The organism is Streptomyces sp. NBC_00328, from assembly GCF_036139655.1.
Lineage (GTDB): Bacteria > Actinomycetota > Actinomycetes > Streptomycetales > Streptomycetaceae > Streptomyces.
The window spans coordinates 8,531,894-8,551,766 of sequence record NZ_CP108013.1 but is presented as its reverse complement, the minus strand read 5'-3'; the positions used below and the strand labels follow the sequence as shown (position 1 = coordinate 8,551,766).

Below are 19,873 nucleotides of genomic sequence, written 5' to 3'. Positions count from 1 at the left end.
CATGACCACCTCTGTTCCCCCTGTCAACGGCCAGGTCATCGGCCTCGCCCACTACGCGGGCCGGGCCGCCCTGGAGCGGGTGCTGGCCCGCAGCGGCACCACCTTCGAACAGTCGGTGGCCCTGCGCGCCGCGTCCGACAACGGCGGGACCGTCGAGCGGGCGCGGGTCGTGGGCCGGCTCACCGGCGGCCTGAAGATCGAGGAGTCGGCGGCCCGGCGGACCGTCGAGGAACTGACGGCGCTGGGGCTCCTGGAGGAGCAGGCGCCCGGACAGGTGTCCCTGACGGACGGCGGCCGGGAGCTGTTCGCGTCGATCCGCAGCGCGGGCGACGCGATCGCGGCCCGGGTGTACGCCGGGATCCCGGCCGAGGACCTGGCCACCGCCGGGCGCGTACTGGCCCTCGTGACGGAGCGGGCCAACGCGGAACTCGCCGACGCGTAAACGGCTCGGACCACTGCCGGGACCCCGGAGCCGCCATCTCGAACCACCTCGGACCCCCGCCAGCTCGTGGAATATTCAACCAACTGGCACGGTTGTGGCCCGTCGAAGGAGGTCAGTGGTGGACACGACGTACTACGACCACGGGACGGCCGCGGAGCGCTGGGAGCGGGCGCGGATGTTCTTCGAGGCCAAGGACTACGCCGCGGCGGCACGCGTGCTGGACGGACTGGTCGAGGAGGTACCGGAGCAGACAGGGCCCCGGCTGCTGCTGGCGCGTTCCTATTACCACTCGGCCCAACTGCGCCGTGCCGAAGCCGAGTTGCGCACCCTCGTGGAGCTCGATCCGGTCGAGCACTACGCCCGGCTGATGCTGGGACGCACACTCCAGCGCCTCGGCCGCCCCGACGAGGCCGCGCCGCACCTGCGGATCGCGTCCGCGCTCGGAGGCGACTTCGGACAAGCCTGATCCGGGCCTGATCCGGGCCTGATCCGGATCGGATCCGGATCGGATCCGGGCCGGCGGTCGCGGGTTCGGGGTTCCAGGTGGGAAGGCCGGTCGCCTCGGTGACCGGCCCTCCCGCGTGCTGTGCGGGTGGACGGCCGGGCCGGCACGTGACCGGAGCCACATGAGGAAAGTCGCGGGGCTCCCCCGTGCCGCCTCGATCGCCTCGGTCCGGCTTGGCATCCTGGCGCGATGGCATCCGAGCGAGACCGCAGCGCCCCCCGCACCACCCTGAGCGACATGGTCGAGGAACTCCTCGGCCACGAGGGTCCGTTGCCGATCGTCGCGGCCGGTGACCCCGTGCTGCGCCGGGGCACGGAGCCGTTCGACGGGCAGCTGGACCCGGCACTGCTGGCCCGGTTCGTGGCCGCCCTGCGCGCCACGATGCACGCGGCGCCGGGTGTCGGTCTCGCCGCGCCGCAGGTCGGCGTGCCGCTGCGGATCGCCGTCATCGAGGACCCGGCGCCGGTCTCGGACGAGGTGCGCCTCGTCCGCGGGCGGGAGCCGCAGCCGTTCCGGGTACTGGTCAATCCCTCGTACGAGGGGATCGGTCCGGGCCGGGCGGCGTTCTTCGAGGGCTGTCTGAGCGTGCCGGGCTGGCAGGCCGTGGTGGCCCGGCACACCGAGGTGCGGCTGACCGCGCTCGACGAACACGGGCGAGCGGTAGACGAGGTGTTCGGCGGCTGGCCCGCACGCATCGTCCAGCACGAGACGGACCACTTGGACGGCATGCTCTACCTCGACCGCGCGGAGCTGCGCTCACTGTCCTCGAACCAGGCGGCGGCGGAACTCTGGTCCCAGCCGACGCCGGAACGGGCGGCCGACGTTCTGGGCTTCACCCTGCCGCACTGATGCCGGCCCGGCCCCGGCGGCTCCGGGCATCACGGCCGGCCCTCGGGGTCCGGGCCCGGCCCTCGGTTCCACGTCCGGCTTCGGACGTCACCATCAGACCTGCGCTTCGGCTGCCGAGCTGACGGCCGGGATCCCCCGCCAGACGCTCGCCGCACCGCACCGGTGCCGCGCCGGGCCTCCCGGCGGAAAATCGCAGGCGCCCCGAGTCCGGCTCGGCTAGCCTGCGGGCATGTCCACGCCCCGCGTCTCTTAGCTCCAGGACCCGCTTCCACGCCACCCGTGTGTCCTTGAGCCGATTGACTTCTGGAGCGTTTTCCCATGATCACCGTTCGCGGTGTCGATGTGCGCGTCGGCGCGCGTCTGCTGCTTTCCGGCATCTCCTTCACCGTCTCCCCCGGCGACCGCATCGGCCTGGTCGGCCGTAACGGCTCCGGCAAGACCACCCTCCTGAGCACCCTCGCGGGGCTGCGTCGTCCCGCCGCCGGTTCCGTCTCCCGTACCGGGGCGGTCGGTCACCTCGCCCAGGACCCGGCCGCGGCGGACCCCGCGGTCACGGTCACCGCGCGGATCCTGTCGGCCCGGGGCCTCGACCGTGCCGTACGGGCCCTGCGGGCGGCCGAGACCGCGATGGCCGACGGATCCGACCGTGCGATGAACGCCTACGCGCGCGCCGAGGCCGAGTTCCAGGCGCGCGGCGGGTACGCGGCCGAGGCAGAGGCGGCCCGCGTCGCCGCCGGACTCGGTCTGCCGGCCCGGGTGATGGACCAGCCCGTCGGCACCCTGTCCGGCGGACAGCGACGACGGGTCGAACTCGCCCGCATCCTGTTCGCGGACGACGGCACCCTGCTCCTCGACGAGCCGACGAACCATCTGGACGCCGACTCGATCGCCTGGCTGCGCGGGTTCCTGGCAAGCCGTCAGACAGGGCTCGTTCTCATCAGTCACGACACCTCCCTGCTGGCCGACGTGGTCAACCGCGTCTTCCACCTGGACCCGCACCGCGCCACGCTCGACGTCCACAACACCGGCTGGGCGGCCTACCTCACCCGGCGCGACGCCGACGAGCGGCGCCGGACCCGGGAGCGCGCCAACGCCGAACGCAAGGCGGCGGCGCTGCACGCGCAGGCCGACAAGATGCGCGCGCACGTGGCGACGGCCGTGGCCGCCAGGAACATGGACCGCCGCGCCGACCGCCTGCTCGCCGGACTGGAACCGGTCCGGCGGGCGGAGAAGGTCGCCAGGATCCGGCTGCCCGAACCGGCCCCGTGCGGACGCGTACCGCTCGGCGCGGTCGCGCTGACCAAGTCGTACGGCGATCTGCGCGTCCTCGGCGGCGTCGACCTCGCCGTCGACCGGGGCAGCCGGCTGGTGATCCTCGGCCCGAACGGCTCGGGCAAGACCACGCTGCTGCGGCTGCTCGCCGGCCACGAGAGCCCGGACAGCGGGCGGGTCGTGCGCGGACACGGGCTGCGCCTCGGCTACTTCGCGCAGGAGCACGACACGCTGGACCCCGCCGGAACGGTCCGGGACCATCTCGCCGCCGCCGCGCCGCACCTCGGCGACGGGGAGGTCCGAGGGGTGCTCGGCTCGTTCCTGTTCACGGGCGACGACGCCGGCAAACGGGTCGGCGTCCTCTCCGGCGGAGAGAAGACCAGGCTCGCCCTGGCGGGGCTCGTCCACTCGGGCGCGAACGTACTCCTCCTGGACGAGCCCACCAACAACCTGGACCCCGCCTCCCGCGCCGAGGTCCTGGCGGCGGTGGCCACGTGTCCGGGCGCGCTCGTCATGGTCACCCACGACGAGGGAGCCGTCGACGCCCTGCGCCCGGACCGGGTGCTGCTGCTCCCGGACGCGGACGAGGACCTGTGGAGCGAGGAGTACCGGGAGCTGGTGTCCCTGGCCTGACGCGCCGCCGTCGGACGGCACACGGGCGGCACGCCGCACGGCGCGGCCGCCCGTGTGCCACGCCCGGCTCACGCGTCCCGGTACGCCTCCAGGAGCCTCAGCCAGACCTCGCTGACCGTCGGGTAGGACGGGACGGCGTGCCACAGGCGCTCGACCGGGACCTCGCCGACGACGGCGATGGTCGCGGAGTGGATGAGCTCGCCGACGCCGGGGCCGACCAGGGTGAGACCGAGGACGATCTCGCGGTCGAGGTCCACGACCATGCGGGCCTTGCCCCGGTAGCCGTCCGCGTACAGTCCGGCGCCGGCCACCGAGGCCATGTCGACGTCCACGGCCCGGACCCGGTGACCGGCCTGCTCCGCCTCGGCCAGGGAGAGGCCCACGGCCGCGGCCTCCGGGTCGGTGAAGACGCACTGCGGAACGGACGCGTGGTCGGCGGTGGCGGAGTGCGCGCCCCAGGGGTCCGTCTCCAGCAGCGGCACTCCCGCGGCACGGGCGGCGATGGCGGCACCCGCGATCCGGGCCTGGTACTTGCCCTGATGGGTGAGCAGCGCGCGGTGGTTGACGTCGCCGACCGCGTACAGCCATGCGCTGCCGATGACCCGGAGGCTGTCGTCGACCTCGATCCACTTGCCCGGCTCCAGGCCGACGGTGTCGAGGCCGATGTCGTCGGTGCGGGGCGCGCGGCCGGTCGCGAAGAGGATCTCGTCGGCCTCGATACGGTCGCCGGTGTCCGTGAGGGCGACCACCGTCGAGCCCTCGCGCGAGACGGCGGTCACCGAGGTGCCGGTGCGCACGTCCGCGCCCGCCTCGGTCAGTGCCTCGGCGACCAGTTCCCCGGCGAAGGGCTCCATGCGGGGCAGCAGGCCCTTGCCGCGCACCAGGAGGGTGACCTGGGAGCCGAGCGCCTGCCAGGCCGTGGCCATCTCGGCGGCGACGACACCGCCGCCCACCACGATCAGCCGGCCGGGCACGGTGTGCGCGCTGGTGGCCTCGCGGCTCGTCCATGGTTTGACCTGGGCGAGGCCCGGCAGGTCGGGGAGCTGGGCGCGGGTGCCGGTGCAGACCGCGACCGCGTGGCGGGCGGTCAGCAGGCGCCGTTCGCCGTCGGGTCCGTCGACCGTCACGGTGCGCGGTCCGGCGAGCCGGCCGTGTCCGCGGTGGAAGTCGGCTCCGATGCCGTCCAGCCAGGAGAGCTGGCCGTCGTCCTTCCAGTCGGAGGTGAACCAGTCGCGGTGGGCGAGCACCGCGGAGGCGTCGAGGGGGCCTTGTACGGCGGCGGCGAGGCCGGGGACGCGGCGGGCGTCGGCGCGGGCGATGGCCGGGCGGAGGAGGGCCTTGCTGGGCATGCACGCCCAGTACGAGCACTCTCCGCCGACCAGTTCGCTCTCCACGACCGCGGTGGAGAGGCCGGCGGCGCGTGCGCGGTCGGCGACGTTCTCCCCCACGGGTCCGGCACCGAGCACCACGACGTCGTACGCGATGGATTCCGTTTCCGTCATGAGGCCAGTCTGGTTGCTGGTGTGCGCCGTGGCCACACGGGTACGGGCCCGGAATAGGCCCCTGGTGGGTTGCGTTGTGCTGACCGGCATGACCCGGACATGAGGAAGAGGGAAATGGAATGAGCAGCACCGTTGAGCTCACCAAGGAGAACTTCGACCAGACGGTCACGGACAACGAGTTCGTCCTGATCGACTTTTGGGCGTCCTGGTGCGGGCCGTGCCGTCAGTTCGCCCCTGTCTACGAGAAGGCCGCCGAGGCCAATCCGGACCTGGTGTTCGCCAAGGTCGACACGGAGGCGCAGCCGGAGCTCGCGGCCGCGTTCGACATCCAGTCCATCCCGACCCTGATGATCGTCCGCGACCAGGTCGCGATCTTCGCCCAGCCCGGGGCGCTGCCCGCCGCCGCCCTGGAGGACGTCATCGGGCAGGCCCGGAAGCTGGACATGGACGAGGTCCGCAAGTCGGTCGCGGCCCAGCAGGCCGCGGCCAAGGAGCAGGGCACCGGCACCGAGCAGGCCGAGAACGCCGAGTAGGTCCTCGGCCCGCCGCGTCGCCGGCCCCCTGGAATCCGCCGGTTCCCCCTAGAAGGGGTAGCCGGCCACGTCCCCGCGCACCGTCGTCCATCGCAGGTCGGTGAAGGCGTCCAGGTTGGCCTCGCCGCCGAAGCGGGCGCCGGTGCCGGAGGCGGCGGTTCCGCCGAAGGGTGCGACGGCCTCGTCGTTGACGGTCTGGTCGTTGATGTGGGCGATGCCCGTCGGGATGCGCTCGGCGAGGTCCAGGCCGCGTGCGGTGTCCCGGGTGACGATGCCCAGGGAGAGGCCGTACGGTCCGGCGGAGGCCAGGGCCGCCGCCTCGTCGAGGGTGGTGAAGGAGCGGACCGGCGCTACCGGGCCGAAGACCTCCTCCGCGTACGCCGGGGTCGTGTCGTCGACTCCGGCGAGCACGGTGGGCCGGTAGAAGAGCCGGTCGTACGTGCCGCCCGCCGCGAGCTTCGCGCCGTTCGCGGTGCTGGACTCCACGAGCCCGTGGATCTTGGCGAGTTGGGCGTCGTCGATGATCGGTCCGAGGTGGATTTGTTCGCGGTGCGGGTCGCCGACGGCCAGCGAGTCGGCCTTCGCGGCGAGCCGTTCGACGTACTCCTCGTAGAGCGAGGCGTGGACCAGGTGGCGGCCGGTCGTCATGCAGATCTGGCCCTGGTGGAAGAACGAGCCCCAGGCCGCCGTGGAGATGACCGCTTCGATGTCGGCGTCCGCCAGGACGACCAGGGCGGAGTTCCCGCCCAACTCCAGGTGTGCGCGCTTGAGATGACGTCCCGCCGCCTCACCGACCGCGCGTCCAGCGGCGGTCGAGCCGGTGAAGGAGATGACCGGGACCAGGGGGTCGGCGACCAGGGCGCGGCCGGTCTCGGGGCCGCCGGGAAGGACCTGGAGCAGCCCGTCGGGAAGTCCCGCCTCGGCGAAGACGGCTCCGAGCGCGAGGCCGCCGCACACGGCCGTGCGCGGGTCCGGCTTCAGGACGACGCCGTTGCCGAGCGCGAGCGCCGGAGCCACCGAGCGGATCGAGAGGATCAGCGGTGCGTTGAAGGGCGCGATCACGCCCACGACGCCGGCCGGGACGCGGCGCGTGTACGACAGGCGCGGTGCCTCCGAGGGCAGGATCTGGCCCGTCGGGCGCGAGGCGAGTGCGGCCGCCTCGTAGCACTCCTGGGCGGCGACGTGCAGCTCGAAGTCCGCCTTGCCCGGGATGGAGCCGGACTCCCGCACGATCCAGTCGCGCAGCTCGTCGGCGTGCGCCGCGAAGAGGTCGCCCGCACGGCGCAGTACGGCGGCGCGGACGAAGTGCGGGGCCTTGGCCCACTCGGCCTGGGCGGCGCGGGCGGTCCGCGCGGCCGTCGCGACGTCCTCGGCGCCGGCGAGCGTGACGGCGGCGAGGCTCTCACCGGTGGCGGGTTCGGTGACGGTGTGCTCATCGCCCGAGAGCGGGCGGGACTGCCAGGTCGTGGGGTCGAGCAGTGGCATGTCGGCTCTCCGATCGTTCACTGATCACCAGCGGGACTCGGCGGACTCCTGCGGCCGGGGGCCGAGCGGAAGTCCCGTGTAGTTCGCGGCCAGTTCGGCGGCGGCGGAACGGGATGCCGTGATCCGGCGCAGTCGCGCGAGCTGCATCCGGCCGTCGAAGGCGTCCCCATTTGGTTGAGCGTGCAACATCGTAGTCATGTCGTACGAGAAGCGCGTGGCCTGCCACACTCGCTCAAGAGCGATCTGCGAGTACCGGTCCAGGAGTTCCGTCGATCCCGTACGGTGCAGCGCGGCGAACGCGTGCGCCAGGACCCGCACGTCCGCCACCGCGAGGTTGAGCCCCTTGGCGCCGGTCGGCGGCACGATGTGGGCGGCGTCCCCGGCCAGGAACAGCCGTCCGTGGCGCATCGGCTCGTGGACCCGACTGCGCATGGGAGTGACCGACTTGGCGGTCACGGGACCGCGTTCGAGCCGCCAGTCCCCGTCGACGGCGAAACGCGCGGCCAGTTCGTCCCAGACGCGCTCGTCGGGCCAGTCGTCGGCGTCGGTCCCGTTCGGGACCTGGAGGTACAGCCGGGACACCGACGGGGAGCGCATGCTGTGCAGGGCGAAGCCGGTGGCGCCCCGGGCGTAGACCAACTCCTCGCAGGAGGGCGGCACATCGGCGAGGATGCCGAGCCAGGAGTACGGGTAGTCGTGCGCGTACGTGCGGCCCGTACCGGCCGGGAACGCGGCGCGCGCGACGCCGTGGCCGCCGTCGCAGCCCACCACCCAGTCGCAGCGCAGCGTCCGCTCGCGCCCCTCCCGCACGAACCGCACGACGGGCGAGGCGCTCTCCGACCCCTCCACGGCGAGCGCCTCCGCCTCGAACAACAGGGGCGGCCCGTCCGCGAGTTGGAGAGCGACCAGATCCTTCACGATCTCCGTCTGGGCGTAGATCGTGACGGTCCTGCCGCCCGTGAGCCCGGGGAAGTCGAGGTGATGGCGCTCGCCCTCGAAGCGCAGCTCGATCCCGTGGTGGACCAGACCCTCGGCGTCCAGCCGCCCGCCCGCTCCGCACGCGCGCAGGGCGTCGACCGTGCCCTGCTCCAGCATGCCGGCCCGCTGGCGCCGCTCGACGTACGCGCGCGTCCTGCTCTCCAGGACGACACAGTCGATCCCCGCCCGGTGCAGCAGCCGGGCCAGCAGAAGTCCCGCCGGGCCCGCGCCGATGACGCCGACCGTGGTCCGCATGACGCGCCTCCGGTGTCCGATGCGGCCGGGGCCTGGCTCCGGCGCGGGGACCGGCCCCGTCGCGCACGGGGCCGGGCGAACAGGCTCGGTGTCACGAGACCGCGGAACCCGCCTGCTGCGGCACCAGCCTCTCTCAGCTCGACGCGCGGTGCACCACTCGCGCGCCCAGCACCTCGTGCGTCTCCGGCTCGGCGCCCGGTTCGCGGACCGCGCGGTCGACCAGTTCGGCGAGGTCGCGGCCGGAGGGCAGGTCGAGGTGCACGGTGCTCAGCCGGGGCCGGAGCAGCCGGCCGAGCATGAGGTCGTCGGCGCCGACGACGGCGGTCTCGTCCGGCACGGCGACGCCCTCGTCCTGAAGGGCGCGCATGAGGAGCATCGCGTACTCGTCGTTGTACCCGAAGACCGCGTCGAGGCCGAGCGAACGCCAGCGCGCCGCGAGCCGGGCCGCGGCCTCCTCCTCGTAGGCCAGCGGCAGCTCGGTGACCGTCGCGTCCGTGCCGCGCACAGCCCGCCGGACACCGTCGAGGCGGGGCCTGGAGAAGATCTCCAGGCCGCTCTCCTCGGGCATCACGACGCCGATGCGGCGGCGGCCGCCGGACAGCAGATGGACACCCGCGCAGTGGCCGACCCGGTCGTGGTTCATGAGCAGCGCGTGGGCTCCCTCGACCCGTTCGGGGCCCAGGGTGACCACGGCGCGGGCGCCGGCCCGCTTCAGGACCGCCACGCCCGGCGGACCGAGTCCGCTGCCCGGCACCAGGACGGCGACCGGGCGCAGCTCGGCCCAGGCGCGGGCGGCCTCGTCGCCGTGCAGCCCGACACTGCCGTACTGCACGACGGTGTAGTCGAGCCGGCCGAGCGCGGACTGGAGTTCGGCGAAGAACTGATGGTAGAGCGGGCCCACGGGGGCGGTCGGGGCGGGCATCAGGACCATACGGCTGTGACCGGCGCGCAGGCTGCGGGCGGCCGCGTGCGGAACGTACCCGAGTTCCTCCGCGGCCTCGCGGACCCGGCGCCGGGTGGGGTCGCTGATCCGGACGGCGCTGGTGTTGTTCAGGACGTACGAGACGGTCGCGCGCGAGACACCGGCGAGGCGTGCCACGTCGGCACTGGTCGGTACGGGTCGTCGTGCGGGCGCCGGCTGGACGGCGGACTGCTTCGGTATCTGCACCATGACGCGACGCATCCTTGCAGAGGGCCCGGACACCACCTCGCGCCGGGGCACCCGATCGGCCTCCCGTTTTACGGAACTCCCGCCTCCGTAAAGGGGGTTGACTGCCCAGTACCGCCACGCCGACCCAGAGGTTACCGTTCAGTAGACGATCGCTTCGGAGGTGACCGGGATGGCTCCCGACCGTGCCCCAGGACTGACGGAGAGCGCGCGTGCGCTGGCCGCGGGCGAGGTGAGTTCGCGCGAGCTGGTCGAGCGGGCGCTCGCCCGGATCGAGGCGGCCCGGTCCACGGTGAACGCCTTCCGGCTGGTGCGCGCCGAGGCCGCGCTCGCGGAGGCCGACGCGGCGGACGCGGAGCTGGCCGCGGGCGGGCGGAGGCCGCTGCTCGGAGTGCCGGTCGCGGTCAAGGACGACATGGACGTGGCGGGCCAGCCGACCGCGTTCGGCTGCCCGGGGGAGTTCCCGCCGGTGTCCGAGGACGGCGAGGCGGTCCGCCGGCTGCGCCTGGCCGGGGCCGTCGTGGTCGGCAAGACCAACACCTGCGAGCTGGGCCAGTGGCCCTTCACGGAGGGCCCCGCCTTCGGCGCGACCCGCAATCCCTGGCACCACGGGCACACCCCGGGCGGCTCGTCCGGGGGCTCCGCGGCCGCCGTGGCCGCGGGCCTGGTGCCCGCGGCGCTGGGCTCGGACGGGGCGGGCTCGGTACGCATCCCGGCCGCCTGGACCCATCTGGTCGGCATCAAGCCGCAGCGCGGCCGGATCTCGACCTGGCCGCGCCCGGAGTCCTTCCACGGCATCACGGTCAACGGCACGCTCGCCCGCACGGTCGCGGACGCGGCCCTGCTGCTGGACGCGGCGAGCGGCAGCCACGCGGGCGATCTGCACCGGCCCGCCGCGCTGCGCGTCCACGACGCCGTGGGCCGTGACCCGGGCCGGCTGCGTATCGCGCTGTCGCTGAAACCGCCCTTCACCGCGCTGCCCGCGCGGCTCGACCCCGCCGTACGGGCGAAGGTCCTCGCCCTCGCGGAGCGGCTCGCCGCGCTCGGGCACACGGTGGAGGAGGCCGATCCGCGCTACGGGCGGATCGGGCTCACCTTCGTCCCGCGCGCCACGGCCGGCATCGCGGAACACGTACGCGACGTGCCGTTCCCCGAGCTGCTCGACCGGCGCACCCACGGCGCGGCTCGCCTCGGCCGGCTGCTCGGCGGCGCGCCGCTGCGGGCGGCCCGCCGGGCCGAGGCCACGCTGCAACGGCGCGTCGGCGCGCTGTTCGACACCTACGACGTGGTGCTCGCGCCGACGACCGCCGCTCCCCCGCCGCCCGTCGGCGCGATGCTCGGCCTGAGCGGTCTGCGCACCGACCGCGCCATGATCGCGGCCTGTCCCTACGCCTGGCCGTGGAACATCCTCGGCTGGCCGGGCGTCAACGTCCCCGCGGGCTTCGTCGGCGAAGGCCTCCCGGTCGGCGCGCAGTTGCTCGGCCCGGCAAACAGCGAGCCGCTGCTGGTGTCGCTGGCCGCGCAACTGGAGGCGGACCTGCGCTGGCACGAATGGTGGCCTTCGTACGAAGCCGTCGCGGACTCCCCGGCCGCGTAGGCGAGTTCCGGCTCTACCCTGTGCCCATGGACGATGCCTCGATGGTCGGTTTGATGGGACGGGTCACCGGCACGGTCGGACCCGGGCTCGTCGGTGAGGTGATCGTCAAGGTGCGCGGCGGCGCCGAGCACTTCCTCGCGTACCCGGCCGCGCCGCAGGACCGTATCGAGCGGGGCACGGTGGTGATGGTGGTGGAGTACCTGCCGCCGCGCACGGTGTACGTCTCGGCCGCGTACGACGGCTGAGAGCGCTCCGCCGCCTACTTGCGGCCCTGCGGCCGCCAGCGGCCCCTGTCCGGCCCGCGGCGCCACCGGCGACCCCGCGGAGTCCGTCGAACGGCGCCCGAACGGCCCGGCGAACTCGCTTCTGCCGTACGACAGTTGAGCTGCCCTCGTCCCAGGTGAGAACCGTATGCGTCAAGAACGCAACAAGGATTCGCGCACCTCTGTATTCCGGTGTTGGCGAGGAGCACACTCCCGTTCGTTCGGTGCCGAAAGGGCACCATCAAAAGGGGGCGTATGCCGATGGTTGTCGGCGTCGTGGCGGGGGCGGTTGTCCTCGCACTGGTCATCTTCGTTGTGATCTTCAAGCTTATGTGGCGTGTTGCGGAGCCCAACGAAGCGCTGATCATCTCCGGTTCGAAGCATCGGACCGAAGGTCTCGAAGACGGCATGGGATTCCGCATCGTGACGGGGCGCGGCACGCTGGTACTCCCCGGTGTGCAGGCGGTGCGGAAGATCTCGCTCGACCTCAACGAGACCGAGCTGCACGTGGACTGCGTGACCACCCAGGGCATTCCGCTGAGGGTGCGAGGCGTGGTCATCTTCAAGGTGGGCGACGACTTCGTGTCGATCGCCAACGCGGGGCGTCGCTTCCTCGACCAGCAGAAGATGATGGCCGAGCGGGTGCACAACGTGTTCGCCGGTCATCTGCGGTCCATCGTCGGCGGGTTGACCGTCGAGGACATGATCCGCGACCGGGAGAAGCTGACCGGCCAGACCCGAGCCGCTTGCGGCACGGAGATGGAGAAGCTCGGTCTGATCGTCGACTCGCTGCAGATCCACGAGATCGAGGACCCGACCGGGTACATCAAGAACCTCGCGATGCCGCACGCCGCCGCCGTGCAGCGGGACGCGCGCATCGCGCAGGCGGAGGCGAACCGTCTCGCCACCGAGGCCGAGCAGAAGGCCGCGGCCCGGATGTCGGAGGCGACCCGGGACAGCGAGATCCAGCAGGCCGGTTACCAGGCCGAGCGGGACAAGGCGGCGGCGACGGCCCAGATGGCCGGCCCGCTCGCGGCGGCCGCCGCCCAGCAGGATGTCGTCGTCCAGGAGACACGCGTCGCCGAACTGGAGGCGCACCGCCGCGAGCAGCAGCTCCAGGCGGACGTCCGCAAGCCGGCGGACGCCCGGGCGTACGAGATCCGGGCGCGGGCCGAGGCCGAGCGTGACGCGCGGATCTCGGCGGCGCAGGCCAAGGCCAGGGAGACCGAACTCGCCGCCGCGGCGGAGGCGACCCGGGTCAAGACGGCCGCCAACGCCGAGGCCGAGGCGACCAAGGCACGGGGTGCGGCCGCCGCGACGGCGACCCGCGCCACCGGTGAGGCCGAGGCCGCGGCCGCGCAGGCCAAGGGCCTCGCGGCGGCCGCGGCGACCCGGGCCCAGGGTCTCGCGGAGGCGGAGGCCATCCAGGCCCGCGCCGCCGCGCTCGCCGAGAACCAGGAAGCGGTCGTCGCCCAGCAACTCGCCGAGAACTGGCCGGAGATCGTCCAGGCGGGCGCGAGCGCGTTCGGCAACGTGGATCACATGGTGCTGCTCAACGGCGCCGACGGCATGTCGGACCTGTTCGCCAAGGCGCTCACCATGGGCGGCACCGGCCTGGGCCTGGCACGCCAGTTGCTCTCCTCGATGAACCCGGAGGGGAGCCCGGCCAAGCACCCGACCGCGGAACTCAACGGGGTCGCGGCTCCGGTCAGCGAGAAGGTGCCCGTGGAGAAGGACGAGGGGTGAGGCCGGCGCGCTGAGGGGCACAGGCACCAGGGGTTCCGGTCAGCAGGGTCCGGGCGTACGGGAGTTGGGCCACAGCCCCCGTACGCCCGCGCCGTTCCACCGGCTCGCCGGTCGCCGTACGGCAGAAGAGGTGCGGGGAGTCGGCCCGCGCCCTCCGGCACGCGCGAAGCCGTCCGGCTCCGGACCCGCCCGCCCCGACCTGGCAGGCACGTTCTACGGTGGCCCGCGTGACTGCCTTTACCGATGACACCGAAGAAGACGTCCCCGGCCGCTACGGCCCGTCCGCGACCACCGAGGCCGAGCCCCGCAAGGTCGGCCCCGTGAAGACCGAGTACTCCCCCGCCCACGACGGCGACCCCGATCCCGGTGAGATCGTCTGGACGTGGGTGCCCTTCGAGGAGAACGACGGCCGGGGCAAGGACCGCCCGGTGCTGGTCGTGGCCCGGGAGGTCGCGGGCACGCTGCTCGCCGTCCAGCTCTCCAGCAAGGCGCACAACGGCGACCGCGAGTGGGTGGCGATCGGCAGCGGTCCGTGGGACCGGACCGGGCGCGACTCCTGGGTGAACGTGGACCGCGTGCTGCGACTGCACGAGGACGGGATGCGGCGGGAGGCGTGCGCGCTGGACCGGATGCGTTTCAATTCCGTGGTCCACCGGCTGCGGGAGCGGTACGGCTGGCGCTGAGCCCCGCCCGTTGACGGCGGCGCGGGCCGCCGTCAGCCGGAGCTCCGCCTCCTCCGGGTGCCCGGGCCCCGCCTCCGCGGGCGGCGAGGCCCGGGAAGCGAGGCTCGGGGGGCGGCGAGCGAGGGCCCGGACCGCCAGGCGGCGCGGGCAGCCGGGTGCCGGGGCTCCGCCTCTCCCAGGTGCCGGGGCTCCGCCTCCGCGGGGCGGCGAGGCACGCGCCGCGAGGGTCGGGGGACACCGGGCGAGCGGCCCGGACCGCCAGGCGGCGCGGGCAGCAGAGCGTGGGTGCGTAGGCGGCGCCGGGCGCGAGGGCGTCGGCCGGGCGCGGGGCTCGGGTCCTCAGGTCTGGGTGCCGGGCAGCGGGGCGCGCCGCACGGGCCGCGAGGTGCCCGGACCGGCGTGAGTGCGGGCCTTCACGCTCCCAGGAGCTCGGATGCGAACACCCGGTCGAACGCCTGGCGTGTGGTCCGGCCCGGTGTGCGGTCCAGGATGCCGAACACCACCTGGTCGAAGTACCCCTCCAGGCGGCCTCCGGCCAGCACTCCGCGGAAGGCCCGCGCCACCTGCTCGGGATCGTTCCGGAAGACCCCGCAGCCCCAGGCTCCGAGAACCAGGCGGCGGTAGCCGTGCGCGGCGGCCGTCTCCAGGACGCGTTCGGCACGGATCGCCAGCGCGCCCGGCAGGTCGGCCGCCCGCCCCGGGGCGGTCCGCAGGACGACTCCGGCGTTCGGGGCCGCCGCGGTCAGGAAACCGGCCGGGAACGGCTCGTCGAGGAGCCGGCCGCGGTCGTCCCGGAACACCGGTACGCCGGGAGAGTGAATGACACGGTCCGTGTAGAACGCGTCACGGTGGGCGCGGTGATGGTCGTAGAAACCCCGGGCCCGCAGCAGACAGGTGTACAGCGCGGAGGCCCGGCACAGGGCCTCTTCCTGGGCCTGCGCACCGTTCAGATAGCCGCCGCCGGGATTGCGCGCCGAGGAGAAGTTCAGCACGGCGACCGGATCCCCGCCCCCGGAGACCAGCCGGCGGGCCGCCTCCAGGCTGCTCTCGCCGGTGACCTCGAAGGAGGTCACGACCGGCGTCACCGACGGTATCTCCACCGGTTCCGGTCCGTGCATCAGTGTCCCGTCCCGCGCCGCCTCGACCGCGGCGGCGACGGACACCGCGTCCCCGGAGGGACCGCGGTAGCCGCCGGCCGCCACGATCTCCTCGGTCTCCCGGGCGATCGCACGCAGGCGCGCGCTCATGGCGCCACCCCCGTACGCGCCACGGGCGCGGCCTGCTTACGCTCCCCCGTCGTGCCCATGAACGCATCGTGAGCGATGCTGGTCGTGCGGCGCAACAGAGTTTCGCGGCCCCTCACAAGAGTGCTTCCCGGTCCCCAAAGAAATGATTTGCACCCTTGTGCGAACCGCCGAGAGGGTCTTGGGTGGAACGGTCATTGTCGGTCCGGCCCACCAGACCCCGGGCCGGCGGCATGGTGGAATCTCAGGAGGATCCCGACATGTCCGATTCGGTGAGTGACTGTACGGAGCGACGACGCTCCCATGTCACCGAGGCCGAGGTGGAAGCACTGGTCCGTGGCATCTGCTTCAAGACCGGTCCGCCCCGCCTCCTCGGTGTCGAGGTGGAATGGCTCGTCCACGAGCTGCGCGGGCCCCGGCTCCGCGTGACACCCGAACGACTCGAAGCGGCCTATGCCGCGCTGCGGACCCTGCCCCTGCGTTCGGCGCTCACCGTCGAACCCGGTGGACAGCTGGAGCTCAGCTCCGCCCCCGCCGGCTCCCTGATGGAGTGCGTGGGATCCGTCTCGGCCGACCTCGACGCCGTACGCGCCACCTTGCGCGAGGCGGGCCTCGGCCTCAGTGGTTTCGGCCAGGATCCCTGGAACCCCCCGAGCCGCTATCTCCATGAGCCCAGGTACGACGCCATGGAGCGTTATCTCGACCGCGCGGGTCCCGAGGGCCGCGCCATGATGTGCACCTCGGCCTCGGTCCAGGTGTGCGTGGACGCCGGGTACGAGGAGCCGGGCCCGCTCGGGCACGGGCGCCGCTGGTGGCTGGCCCACCAGCTCGGCGCGGTCCTGGTCGCCGCGTTCGCCCACTCGCCGATGGCCCGCGGACGGCACACGGGCTGGCGGTCCACCCGCCAGTCCCTGTGGGCGTCGATGGACCCCGGACGCACCGACGCACCGCCCCTGGACGGCGATCCCCGCGCGGCCTGGGCACGGCGCGTGCTGGACGCGCCGGTGATGTGCGTACGGGCACCCGAGGGTCCCTGGGAGGTCCCGGAGGCGCTCAGTTTCCGGGACTGGACGCGGTCCGCCGCGCCACCGGACCGGGAGGACCTCGCCTACCACATGACCACGCTGTTCCCGCCGGTCCGGCCGCGCGGTCATCTGGAGCTCCGCATGATCGACGCGCAGCCGGGCGAGGACGGCTGGATCGTGCCGCTCGCGGTGACGGCGGCGCTGTTCGACGACCGGGACGCCGCCGAGACCGCCTACCGGACCGTCAAGCCTCTCGCGGAGCGGGCCGGACCGGCACCGGCGCCGCGCAACCCGCTGTGGCAGGACGCGGCGCGGTTCGGCCTCGCCGATCCGGAGCTGCGCGAGGCCGCGGCGGTCTGTTTCGCGGCGGCGTCGGAGGCGCTGCCCCGGCTCGGCGCCACCTCCGAAGTGCTCGACGCGGTGGCCGAGTTCACCGAACGCTACGTGGCCCGGGGCCGCTGCCCCGCCGACGACCTGGTCGGTGCGGCCGCGTCACACCACGACGGCCGGCCCGGGCGGCGCCCGGCCGGCCCCCGCCAGGGCCTGTCCGACGGGAAGGACATGAACACATGACCGGCACGACCGCTTCCGACACGACCGCTTCCGGTCCGCGCACGGATCCGGAGTCGCTCCGGCAGCGCGCGCTGGACGCGCTCACCACCGCCCGCGACCGCACCGCCCTGCTCACCTCCTGCGTGGAGGACCCCGATCTGACCGCGCAGCACTCGCCGTTGATGTCCCCGCTCGTCTGGGACCTCGCGCACATCGGCAACCAGGAGGAACTGTGGCTGCTGCGGGCGGTCGCCGGGCGCGAGGCGATGCGGCCCGAGATAGACGGGCTCTACGACGCGTTCGAGCACGCACGCTCCGAACGGCCCTCCCTGCCGCTGCTGCCGCCCGCCGAAGCCCGTACGTACGCGGCCGAGGTGCGCGGCCGGGCGCTGGACGTCCTGGAGAGAGCCCCGTTCGAGGGCGCCCGGCTGACCGAGTCGGGCTTCGCGTTCGGCATGATCGCGCAGCACGAACAGCAGCACGACGAGACCATGCTGATCACCCATCAGCTCCGCCGGGGGCCCGCCGCCCTCACGGCACCCGACCCCGAGCCCGCCGCGCCGTTCACCGGACCCGCCGAAGTCCTGGTGCCCGGGGGGCCGTTCGTGATGGGCACCTCCACCGAACCGTGGGCGCTCGACAACGAGCGCCCCGCGCACCGGCGCACGGTCCCGTCGTTCTTCATCGACACCACTCCGGTCACCAACGCCGCCTACCAGGCCTTCATCGAGGACGGCGGCTACGGCGAGGAGCGCTGGTGGACTCCCGCGGGCTGGGACCACATCCGCGCGCACGGCATCGAGGCGCCGCTGTTCTGGCGGCGCGAGGGAGGTCAGTGGCTGCGGCGCCGTTTCGGGGTGACGGAGGCCGTGCCGCCCCAGGAGCCGGTGCTGCACGTGTGCTGGTACGAGGCCGACGCGTACGCGCGCTGGGCGGGGCGGCGGCTGCCCACCGAGGCCGAGTGGGAGAAGGCGGCCCGCCACGACCCGGTGTCCGGTCGCTCCACGCGCTACCCGTGGGGCGACGAGGACCCCACGCCGGTCCACGCCAATCTGGGCCAGCGCCATCTGCGCCCGGCCCCGGCGGGCAGCTATCCGGCGGGCGCCTCGCCGCTCGGTGTACGGCAGTTGATCGGCGATGTGTGGGAGTGGACGTCGAGCGATCTGGAGCCCTACCCCGGGTTCGTCGCGTTCCCCTACCGGGAGTACTCGGAGGTGTTCTTCGGCCCTGAGTACAAGGTGCTGCGCGGCGGCTCCTTCGCCGTGGACAAGGTGGCCTGCCGGGGCACGTTCCGCAACTGGGACCATCCGATCCGGCGGCAGATCTTCTGCGGGTTCCGCACGGCCCGCGGCGAGGACGCCTGATGTGCCGTCATCTGGCGTTCCTGGGAAGCGAGGAGAGGCTCGGCGCGCTCCTCGTGACACCGGAGCACAGCCTGTACCGGCAGTCGTGGGCGCCCCGGAGCCAGCGCTACGGGACCGTCAACGCCGATGGTTTCGGGGTGGGTTGGTACGCCGAGGGGGACCCGGCGCCGGCCCGCTACCGGCGCGCCGGTCCGATCTGGGGCGACCAGTCGTTCGCGGACCTGGCCCGGGTGATCGGGACACGCGCGTTGCTCGCCGCGGTGCGGGACGCGACCGTGGCGGGCGCGGACGGGGAGGCCGCGGCGGCGCCGTACACCGCGGGCCCCTGGCTGTTCAGCCACAACGGCGCCGTCCGCGGCTGGCCCGACACCCTCGCCCCGCTCGTGGCGGGCCTGCCTCCGGCCGAGTTGCTGTCACTGGAGGCCCGGTGCGACTCGGCGTTCGTGTGGGCCCTGGTCCTGCGCCGGCTGCTCGCCGGCGACGAGGAGGGCCAGGCACTGGCCGACACCGTCCTGGAGGTCGCCGAGGCGGCCCCCGGGTCCCGGCTCAACCTGCTGCTCACCAACGGCGGGACGATCACCGCGACCGCCTGGGGCGACACCCTCTGGTACCTGACCGAGCCCGGCCGCCGCACCGTCGTGGCCTCCGAGCCGTACGACGACGACCCGCTGTGGCGGGAGGTCCCCGACCGCACCCTTCTCACCGCGAACCGCACCGAGGTACTGCTCACCCCGCTCAAGGACATGAGCGACGACATGGCATCCGCACAGCACAAGGAGCCCCGTACGTGAGTCCGTTCCTGTTGACCCGCACCCTTCCCGAGGACGCCACGGACGCGGCACTGCGCGCCGATGTCCTGCTCGGCCTCGGACACCTGCCCAAGACCCTGCCGCCGAAGTGGTTCTACGACGCCCACGGCAGCGCGCTGTTCGAGAAGATCACCGAACTCCCCGAGTACTACCCGACGCGCGCGGAACGCGAGATCCTGCTGGCGCGGGCCGCCGAGATCGCCGCGGCGAGCGGTGCGCGCACGCTCGTCGAGCTGGGTTCGGGATCTTCGGAGAAGACCCGCCATCTGCTCGACGCGATGCCGGACCTGCACACGTACGTGCCCGTGGACGTCAGTGAGAGCGCGCTCACCCAGGCCGGTCACGCGCTGATCGCCGAGCGGCCCGGCCTGAACGTCCACGCGATGATCGCCGACTTCACCGGCGGTCTCGCGCTCCCGGCCACCCCCGGGCCGCGGCTCGTGGCCTTTCTCGGCGGCACGATCGGCAATCTGCTGCCCGCCGAGCGCGCGACGTTCCTGGCGTCCGTACGGTCACTGCTGTCGCCCGGCGACGCCCTGCTGCTCGGCACCGACCTGGTCAAGGACGCGTCGGTGCTCGTCACCGCCTACGACGACGCGGCCGGGGTCACGGCGGCGTTCAACAAGAACGTGCTGAGCGTCGTCAACCGCGAACTCGGTGCCGACTTCGACCTCGACGCGTTCGATCACGTGGCGCTGTGGGACCCCGAGAACGAGTGGATCGAGATGCGGCTGCGCTCGCGCGTCACGCAGACCGTGAAGGTCCCGGCACTGGATCTGGCGGTCCACCTCACGGAAGGCGAGGAGATCCGCACCGAGATCTCGGCGAAGTTCCGCCAGGACGGTGTCCGCGGTGAACTGGCCGCGGCGGGCTTCGGTCTGTCCCACTGGTGGACGGACGCGGAGGGCCGGTTCGCGCTGTCGCTGAGCGAGGCGGTGGAGAACTCGCCGTAAGGCTGCGCCTTCCCG

The 19,873-nt window shown here is 73.4% G+C and carries 18 protein-coding genes; 13 read left to right on the top strand and 5 right to left on the bottom strand.

The window, feature by feature from the left end; all coding sequences use genetic code 11:
* Window position 1: 1 nt before the first annotated feature.
* From OG485_RS37405 to OG485_RS37390, 4 genes are all read left to right on the top strand, one after another.
* A complete protein-coding gene (locus OG485_RS37405; protein WP_328673038.1) occupies window positions 2-442 on the top strand; it encodes a MarR family winged helix-turn-helix transcriptional regulator in 441 nt (146 codons plus the stop codon).
* A gap of 118 nt (window positions 443-560) precedes the next feature.
* Window positions 561-908, top strand: coding sequence for a tetratricopeptide repeat protein (locus OG485_RS37400; RefSeq protein ID WP_328673035.1), 348 nt, complete (start codon window positions 561-563; stop codon window positions 906-908).
* A 228-nt stretch (window positions 909-1,136) separates the two neighbouring features.
* Window positions 1,137-1,796 (top strand): peptide deformylase, encoded by a 660-nt coding sequence (locus OG485_RS37395; protein ID WP_328673032.1) that lies wholly within the window; start codon window positions 1,137-1,139, stop codon window positions 1,794-1,796.
* A gap of 318 nt (window positions 1,797-2,114) precedes the next feature.
* A complete protein-coding gene (locus tag OG485_RS37390; protein WP_328673030.1) occupies window positions 2,115-3,701 on the top strand; it encodes an ABC-F family ATP-binding cassette domain-containing protein in 1,587 nt (528 codons plus the stop codon).
* A gap of 68 nt (window positions 3,702-3,769) precedes the next feature.
* On the opposite strand, the gene OG485_RS37385 is transcribed toward OG485_RS37390, so the two are convergent.
* Window positions 3,770-5,203, bottom strand: coding sequence for a dihydrolipoyl dehydrogenase family protein (locus OG485_RS37385; RefSeq protein ID WP_328673028.1), 1,434 nt, complete (start codon window positions 5,201-5,203; stop codon window positions 3,770-3,772).
* Between the two features lie 119 nt (window positions 5,204-5,322).
* On the opposite strand from OG485_RS37385, the gene trxA reads away from it, so the two are divergent.
* A complete protein-coding gene (gene trxA / locus OG485_RS37380; RefSeq protein WP_328673026.1) occupies window positions 5,323-5,736 on the top strand; it encodes a thioredoxin in 414 nt (137 codons plus the stop codon).
* A 48-nt stretch (window positions 5,737-5,784) separates the two neighbouring features.
* Here trxA and OG485_RS37375 read toward each other — a convergent pair whose 3' ends face one another.
* The 3 genes from OG485_RS37375 to OG485_RS37365 all read right to left on the bottom strand — a co-directional run bounded on the left by OG485_RS37375 (window position 5,785) and on the right by OG485_RS37365 (window position 9,625).
* Entirely contained in the window at window positions 5,785-7,221 is a 1,437-nt protein-coding gene (locus OG485_RS37375; protein ID WP_328673024.1) for a benzaldehyde dehydrogenase, read from the bottom strand.
* A gap of 24 nt (window positions 7,222-7,245) precedes the next feature.
* On the bottom strand, window positions 7,246-8,454 hold the full coding sequence (locus tag OG485_RS37370; RefSeq protein ID WP_328673022.1) for a 4-hydroxybenzoate 3-monooxygenase: 1,209 nt from the start codon (window positions 8,452-8,454) through the stop codon (window positions 7,246-7,248).
* Between the two features lie 133 nt (window positions 8,455-8,587).
* The gene (locus tag OG485_RS37365) at window positions 8,588-9,625 is read right to left on the bottom strand and encodes a LacI family DNA-binding transcriptional regulator (RefSeq protein ID WP_328673020.1); all 1,038 of its coding nucleotides are present in this window, start codon (window positions 9,623-9,625) and stop codon (window positions 8,588-8,590) included.
* A gap of 169 nt (window positions 9,626-9,794) precedes the next feature.
* On the opposite strand from OG485_RS37365, the gene OG485_RS37360 reads away from it, so the two are divergent.
* The 4 genes from OG485_RS37360 (at window position 9,795) to OG485_RS37345 (ending at window position 13,911) form a co-directional block, all read left to right on the top strand.
* The gene (locus OG485_RS37360) at window positions 9,795-11,219 is read left to right on the top strand and encodes an amidase (RefSeq protein ID WP_328673018.1); all 1,425 of its coding nucleotides are present in this window, start codon (window positions 9,795-9,797) and stop codon (window positions 11,217-11,219) included.
* Between the two features lie 26 nt (window positions 11,220-11,245).
* A complete protein-coding gene (locus OG485_RS37355; protein ID WP_326784142.1) occupies window positions 11,246-11,464 on the top strand; it encodes a hypothetical protein in 219 nt (72 codons plus the stop codon).
* Between the two features lie 273 nt (window positions 11,465-11,737).
* Window positions 11,738-13,228, top strand: a complete 1,491-nt coding sequence (locus OG485_RS37350) for an SPFH domain-containing protein (RefSeq protein ID WP_328673014.1) — start codon at window positions 11,738-11,740, stop codon at window positions 13,226-13,228.
* 227 nt (window positions 13,229-13,455) lie between these two features.
* Entirely contained in the window at window positions 13,456-13,911 is a 456-nt protein-coding gene (locus OG485_RS37345) for a type II toxin-antitoxin system PemK/MazF family toxin (RefSeq protein WP_328673012.1), read from the top strand.
* Between the two features lie 413 nt (window positions 13,912-14,324).
* Here OG485_RS37345 and OG485_RS37340 read toward each other — a convergent pair whose 3' ends face one another.
* A complete protein-coding gene (locus tag OG485_RS37340) occupies window positions 14,325-15,158 on the bottom strand; it encodes a TIGR02452 family protein (RefSeq protein WP_328673010.1) in 834 nt (277 codons plus the stop codon).
* Window positions 15,159-15,415: 257 nt separating this feature from the next.
* On the opposite strand from OG485_RS37340, the gene egtA reads away from it, so the two are divergent.
* From egtA to egtD, 4 genes are read left to right on the top strand one after another with little or no spacing between them, the layout of a single operon-like run.
* Window positions 15,416-16,753 (top strand): ergothioneine biosynthesis glutamate--cysteine ligase EgtA, encoded by a 1,338-nt coding sequence (gene egtA / locus OG485_RS37335; RefSeq protein ID WP_328673007.1) that lies wholly within the window; start codon window positions 15,416-15,418, stop codon window positions 16,751-16,753.
* Entirely contained in the window at window positions 16,750-18,096 is a 1,347-nt protein-coding gene (gene egtB, locus OG485_RS37330) for an ergothioneine biosynthesis protein EgtB (RefSeq protein WP_328673005.1), read from the top strand. The genes egtA and egtB overlap by 4 nt, the downstream gene beginning before the upstream one ends.
* Window positions 18,096-18,887 (top strand): ergothioneine biosynthesis protein EgtC, encoded by a 792-nt coding sequence (egtC, locus tag OG485_RS37325; RefSeq protein ID WP_328673004.1) that lies wholly within the window; start codon window positions 18,096-18,098, stop codon window positions 18,885-18,887. Before egtB ends, egtC begins: the two co-directional genes overlap by 1 nt.
* Window positions 18,884-19,858: an L-histidine N(alpha)-methyltransferase gene (gene egtD, locus OG485_RS37320; protein ID WP_328673001.1), complete on the top strand. Its 975-nt coding sequence runs from the start codon at window positions 18,884-18,886 to the stop codon at window positions 19,856-19,858. The genes egtC and egtD overlap by 4 nt, the downstream gene beginning before the upstream one ends.
* Window positions 19,859-19,873 lie beyond the last annotated feature (15 nt).